The 5724-nt window shown below is 62.5% G+C and carries 6 protein-coding genes; 2 read left to right on the top strand and 4 right to left on the bottom strand.

Annotation, left to right across the window (positions count from 1 at the left end):
* Both EN884_RS23190 and EN884_RS23185 read right to left on the bottom strand, forming a co-directional pair.
* Nucleotides 1-514 (bottom strand): GntR family transcriptional regulator (locus EN884_RS23190; protein WP_164895117.1); only part of this gene is annotated, 514 nt, incomplete at its 3' end.
* Between the two features lie 307 nt (nucleotides 515-821).
* A complete protein-coding gene (locus EN884_RS23185; protein ID WP_063168518.1) occupies nucleotides 822-1718 on the bottom strand; it encodes an NAD(P)-dependent oxidoreductase in 897 nt (298 codons plus the stop codon).
* Between the two features lie 119 nt (nucleotides 1719-1837).
* Here EN884_RS23185 and EN884_RS23180 point away from each other — a divergent pair, with 119 nt between their 5' ends.
* Nucleotides 1838-2776 (top strand): NAD(P)-dependent oxidoreductase, encoded by a 939-nt coding sequence (locus EN884_RS23180; protein WP_063168519.1) that lies wholly within the window; start codon nucleotides 1838-1840, stop codon nucleotides 2774-2776.
* Nucleotides 2777-2800: 24 nt separating this feature from the next.
* Here the strand turns inward: EN884_RS23180 and EN884_RS23175 are convergent, their stop codons facing one another.
* Both EN884_RS23175 and EN884_RS23170 read right to left on the bottom strand, forming a co-directional pair.
* The gene (locus EN884_RS23175) at nucleotides 2801-3583 is read right to left on the bottom strand and encodes a FadR/GntR family transcriptional regulator (protein ID WP_013530856.1); all 783 of its coding nucleotides are present in this window, start codon (nucleotides 3581-3583) and stop codon (nucleotides 2801-2803) included.
* 198 nt (nucleotides 3584-3781) lie between these two features.
* A complete protein-coding gene (locus tag EN884_RS23170) occupies nucleotides 3782-4771 on the bottom strand; it encodes a sugar-binding protein (protein ID WP_013530855.1) in 990 nt (329 codons plus the stop codon).
* Nucleotides 4772-5236: 465 nt separating this feature from the next.
* On the opposite strand from EN884_RS23170, the gene EN884_RS23165 reads away from it, so the two are divergent.
* On the top strand, nucleotides 5237-5724 hold a 488-nt coding region (locus EN884_RS23165), incomplete at its 3' end, for an ATP-binding cassette domain-containing protein (protein WP_164895116.1).

Raw genomic sequence — 5724 nt, 5'->3', positions numbered from 1 at the left:
CCTGCAGGCTCGTCGCCGCGCCCATCTCACGGCAGGCCAGGCTGATCTCGGCCATCTGCTCGTCGGTTCTTCGCATCGCGGCGAACGCGGTCGCTTCCGGCTCGATGATATGGCGGAATTCCTGCACCGTCTTGAGGAACACTTCGCGGTCCGGCGACGTCGCGTACCAGGCCAGCACATCGCGATCGAGCAGGTTCCAGCGTTCCTTCGGCTCGACCCAGCTGCCGATCTTGGGACGTGAGGCCAAAAGGCTCTTGGCCATCAGCATCTTGATCGCTTCGCGCACCGCCGAGCGGCTGACGCTGAAGGTCTCCGACCATTTCGCTTCATTGGGCAGGATGGTGCCAGGCGGATAATCGCCGCGCACGATCCTGAGGCCGATTTCACTGGCCAGCGAGGCGTGGACGCTGGAGCCGGGAATACGCGCGGCGTCCGCCCGGCGAACGCCGCCCGGACGGTCCCCGGAGGCCGCTTTCCCCAACGATTTTTCCTTGTTCGGCTTCGCGTCCCGCATGGGGTCCAGAAAGTCCGTATTAAGCAGGCTGTCAAGCGCAGCAAGCGGCTTGCATCGCAAAGCTGCCCGCTGTGCACAGATCAGCCCCGATCCGCCGCTTGATTGGCATGTCGATATTCAGGTCAGGCCGAGCCGAGAATGACGGATTTCGAGAACCGGAGCGCAGCGTACTTTTGGGTACGTGAGCATCGGCCTACGCCGGCCGTAGCCTTGACTGCCACGACCACTCATAAGTGCTTCGGCCGGCGAAGGCGGAAGCGCAGAAAGCCGTCATTCGCAGGCCGGCATCACCTGAGTGTCGACATGCCTAGGCCTGCTTGACGTATTTGCGCCAGCTATGCTCCGGGCGGAAGCCCAGCACGTCACGCGCCTTGCGGTTGGAGAGCAGCGTCTCGTATTCGCCGAGTTCGGCCTTGACCGGCACGCCGGGGTAGAACCGCTTCAAGAGTTCGGCTGTCGGCAGGTCGGACGAGGTGTCGTCATTGGCCGCGTTGAACACCTGATAGCCGAGCCCGTCCTTCTCTATGGCGCGCAGCGTGATCTGGCCAAGGTCGCGCGCGTCGACATAGCTCCAGGCGATGCGCTTGCGGAAACCCGGATCGGCGAACCATTTCGGAAACAGCGAATGTTCGTGCGGCTCGATGACGTTGCCGATGCGCAGGGCATAAATGTCGGTGCCGTTGCGCTGCGCGAAGGCCCGCGCCGTCTTCTCGTTGACGACCTTGGACAAGGCATAGCTGTCCATCGGATCGACGTCATACTCCTCGTCGAGCGGGAAATATTTTGGATCGCGCGGCTCGTTGGCGAAGACCAGCCCATAGGTGGTCTCGCTGGAGGCGATGATTACCTTTCGGATACCGAGCTTAACTGCCGCCTCGATGACATTGTAGGTGCCGAGCGCATTGATGCGGAACACCTCGTTGTCGGTGGTGATCATGATGCGCGGGATGGCGGCGAAATGCACCACCGCATCGACCGGCTGCGGACGCAGCGAGGGGTCGAATTCATGCAGGCCCATATAGCTCGACAGTGCGTTGAACACCTGCCCGCTGTCGGTGATGTCGGTGATCAGCGTGCGCACCTTGGGGTTGTCGAGCGGCCTGGTGTCGATGTTGAGCACCTGGCAGCCTTGCTCGACCAGATACTGGACGACATGGCGTCCGGCCTTGCCGCTGCCGCCGGTGAACATGATCCGCTTCGTCATTTTGCTCTCCACATCCTCAGGAATTTATGTGTATTGTCAGACAATATCGCCATCCGCAACCACCCTCGCCTGCAAAACGGCAGCGCCTGACATCAATCATTGCAACAGGACTTGAAGACATGAACACGACTGCCGCGAGCGAAAAGATCGGCTTCATCGGGCTTGGCCTGATGGGCCACGGGATCGCCAAGAACATCGTCGACAAGGGCTACAGCCTGACCTTTCTCGGCCGCAAGAACCGCAAGCCGGCGGAAGACCTGCTTGGCCGCGGCGCCACCGAAGCATCGACCTCGCGCGATGTGGCGGCGGCATCGACAATCGTCTTCATCTGCGTCACCGGTTCGCGCGAGGTCGAAGCCATCATTCGCGGCCCGGGCGGCCTCAAGGAGGGTTTGAAGAAAGGTTCCGTCGTCGTCGACTGCTCGACCTCCGACCCCGTCTCGACCATTGCGCTTGCCGCTGAACTCAAGGCGCTCGGCATCGATTTTGTCGACGCACCGCTCAGCCGCACGCCGAAGGAAGCCTGGGAAGGCACACTCGACGCCATGGTCGGCGCGCCGGACACCCTCTTTGCCAGGGTGAAACCGGTAATCGAAACCTGGGCCGGCCGCATCGTCCATATCGGCGACACCGGCGATGGCCATCGCATGAAGCTGCTCAACAATTTCATCTCGCTCGGCTACGCCGCGATCTATTCCGAGGCACTGGCACTGGCTGAGAAGGTCGGCATCTCGCCGCCGCGCTTCGACAGCGTCATCCGCAATGGCCGCATGGATTGCGGCTTCTACCAGACCTTCATGCGCTGGACGCTGGAAGGTGACCGCGACGCGCACAAATTCACCATCGCCAACGCCTTCAAGGACCTGACCTATCTGGAATCGATGGCGGGTGCGGCCGGCATTGCCAACCCGCTCGGCAACGCCACCAAGAACGCCTTCGCCGGTGCCCACGCAACCGGCCCGGCCGAGCAATTCGTACCGATGCTGGCAACGCATATCGGGAAGGTGAACGGCGTCGACCTGATGCCGATGAAGGATGGCAAGAAGCAGACCATTTAACCGATTGCCCAACGCAGGCGCCGATCACCGCCTCCAGCGCCCGATCCCTTCATCGGTATCCGCAAGCAGCTTGTGCACGGCGTTGCGCGCGGCGGCCGGGCGCTGCAGGCGGATGTTCTTTTCGATCGCCTCATGCAGCTTCTGCGCCTGGCGCTGATCGGCGACCTGCTGTGTCGTGAATGCGAAAAGATGGTCGAGCGCCGACTCGATCAGCACGCCGAGCGGCACCAGAAGGTCGTTGCCGGAGGCGCGCAGGATGGCCAGATGAAAGCGCGTATCGGCGCGGATACGCTCCTGCAGGCTCAAGGCTTCGCCCATCTCGCGGCAGGCCTGGCTGATTTCCGCCATTTGCTCGTCACTGCGCCGTATGGCTGCAAAGGCCGATGCTTCCGGCTCGATGATATGACGAAACTCCTGCACGGTTCGCAGGAACGCCTCGCGGTCGGGCGCCGTCGCGTACCAGGCCAGCACGTCGCGGTCGAGCAGGTTCCAGCGCTCCTTCGGCTCGACCCAGCTGCCGATCTTGGGGCGTGAGGCCAACAGGCTTTTCGCCATCAGCATCTTGATGGCTTCGCGCACCGCCGAACGGCTGACATTGAAGATCTCGGCCCATCTGGACTCGTTGGGCAGGATGGTGCCGGGCGGATAGTCGCCACGCACGATCCGCAGGCCGATCTCGCCGGCCAGCGAGACATGGACGCTCGCTCCCGCAAAATGCGCGGCACCGGCCTTGCGCATGACAGCCGGGCCGTGGCTGGCTTGTGCCTTGGCCCGGTCGGTTCGCTTGCTTGACTTCTCGTCCGGCATCCACGTTCCAATGCGTCGACCGTCTGTCGTCCGGACTGGTCCGAACCGCACGGGCGCCGATCTCGTTGCCGAAAAATCCAGATCACGGGCGCAGCAAAGCCGGAGCCGGTTGCCCCAACCATTGCGTCCGTTCGGGAATTATCGCTTCCGTCCAGGAATGACGGGGCGCCCGCAGCCGGGCGCCCCGAAATCGAGAACCTACTTCTGGATGCAGGTGTCGACCGTATCCTTGGTGCACTCGTCGAGGCCGGTGAACACCGGATCGGCGACCGCCTTGCCTTCGATCAGGTCGATCATCACCGACGGTGCCTTGTAGCCCATTTCGAACGGCCGCTGGCCGACCAGAGCCGTTACAAGGCCGTCACGAGCGATCGCAATCTCGTCGCCGATCGTGTCGGCAGCGCCGATGACGAAGTCGTTGCTGGCGATCCGGTCCTTGAGCGGTCCGAACAGATCGCGATAGGGCTGCGGCGCGCCGAACAGCGGCCAACCGCCCATGATGCCGAAGGCGTCCAGCTTGGGGTTGGCGGCGAGGATGTCGGTCATCGCCTGCACGCCCTTGGCGCCATCGTCGTTGGTGAACACCGGGCAGCCGGCGACTTCGGTCCAGCCACCTTCACCGGCAAGTGCGGCGAGGCCCTCCTTGCCCGACAGTGCGTCACGCATGCCTTGCGCACGGCGCAGGATGTTGTCGGCTGCCGGGTTGCCTTCGATGGTGCAGATCGTGCCACCATTCGGCTTGCCCTTCTTGATGTACTCGCCGATCTTCTTGCCCATCAGGTAATTGTCGGTACCGAGATAGGTCTTGCGAAGACCTGCGTCTTCCTTGCTGAGATCGGCATCGACCGTCATGATCGGGATCGACGGATTGGCACTCTTGATCGTCTGCGCGATCAGCGGCGCGTTGGACGGCGAGATCGCCATCGCCACCGTGTCGGCCTTGCTCAGCATGTCCTGGACGATCTGCGCCTCGCCGGCCTCGTCCGAAGTCGACGCCGGACCGGTGTAGAAGCATTCATATTCCGAGCTGGCGTTTTCCTTGTTCCATTTCTCGCAGCCCTGGTGGATGGCCTCGAAGAACGGATTGTCGAGACCTTTCACGACAATGACGAGCTGTTTCTTGGCCAAAGCCGGCCCGGCACCCAACGCCATGGCGGCGACGGCGGCGAGCAAAAGTGTTTTCCTCATGTCAGTCCTCCCTTGAAACAAACGGACACGGCGTGCCCGCCATACAGATCGACCGGATGCGTGATGACCGAGGGTCGTTTCGCGAGCGCTCGTGTCGCCAGGACAGATCGATAAGCATTTCCAGATTCGGCTTCAGATCAGCTCACACACAGGTGCCGCCGGATCCTGGACCGTCAAACCTCCGCCAATTCCGGCCGGCGACCGCCAGCGGGGATCGGCATAATCTCCTCCGACGCTTAGCTAATATCGGCTTGGCGCCAACGTCAATGCTATTTGTCCTACAAAACGGATTTTTAAAATAGTCCTGGCCCAATTCGTCCGACAATTGATTGACGTGCGCCGGCTTTTGCGTAAAAGAACGCTAACGCCGTCTTCGGGAGGAGCCGGGGAGAGCGAGGCCAAAGCAGCGTCGGCATCCACGCCGGTAACAGCTGCAGGTCGCAAAGCACGGGGAGGCAAAGGCTGGTGGCGGTTCTCGAACTCACCAACATCTCAAGGCATTTCGGCGCCATCCAGGCCGTCAACGACGTTTCGCTGTCGATCGAGCCCGGACAGGTGGTCGGCCTGATGGGCGACAACGGCGCCGGCAAGTCGACGCTGGTCAAGATGATCGCTGGCAATTTCCGCCCGAGCCATGGCACCATGCACATGGACGGCAAGGAATTGATCCTGCACAAGCCGGCGGAAGCCCGCCAGCACGGCATCGAGATCGTCCACCAGGACCTTGCGCTCTGCAACAATCTGACTGCCGCCGCCAATGTCTATCTCGGCCGTGAGTTGCGGCGCGGCGTCGGGCCGTTCCGGATCCTCGACTATGCCTCGATGTACAAGCGTGCCGGCCAGCTCTTCGCCGAATTGAAGTCCGAGACCCGTCCGCGCGACCTCGTCAAGCAGATGTCGGGCGGCCAGCGCCAGGCGGTGGCCGCCCGACATCTGCTTGACGAGGTCGCGCG

It is taken from the genome of Mesorhizobium sp. M7A.F.Ca.AU.001.01.1.1, from assembly GCF_004022735.1.
Lineage (GTDB): Bacteria > Pseudomonadota > Alphaproteobacteria > Rhizobiales > Rhizobiaceae > Mesorhizobium > Mesorhizobium ciceri.
This window is presented reverse-complemented; position numbering and strand designations above follow the sequence as displayed.

Bases quoted from the DNA above. Each gene is read 5' to 3' on its own strand.
- EN884_RS23170 (WP_013530855.1), bottom strand. From the start codon at position 4,771: ATGAGGAAAACACTTTTGCTCGCCGCCGTCGCCGCCATGGCGTTGGGT.
- EN884_RS23185 (WP_063168518.1), bottom strand. From the start codon at position 1,718: ATGACGAAGCGGATCATGTTCACCGGCGGCAGCGGCAAGGCCGGACGC.
- EN884_RS23175 (WP_013530856.1), bottom strand. From the start codon at position 3,583: ATGCCGGACGAGAAGTCAAGCAAGCGAACCGACCGGGCCAAGGCACAA.
- EN884_RS23180 (WP_063168519.1), top strand. From the start codon at position 1,838: ATGAACACGACTGCCGCGAGCGAAAAGATCGGCTTCATCGGGCTTGGC.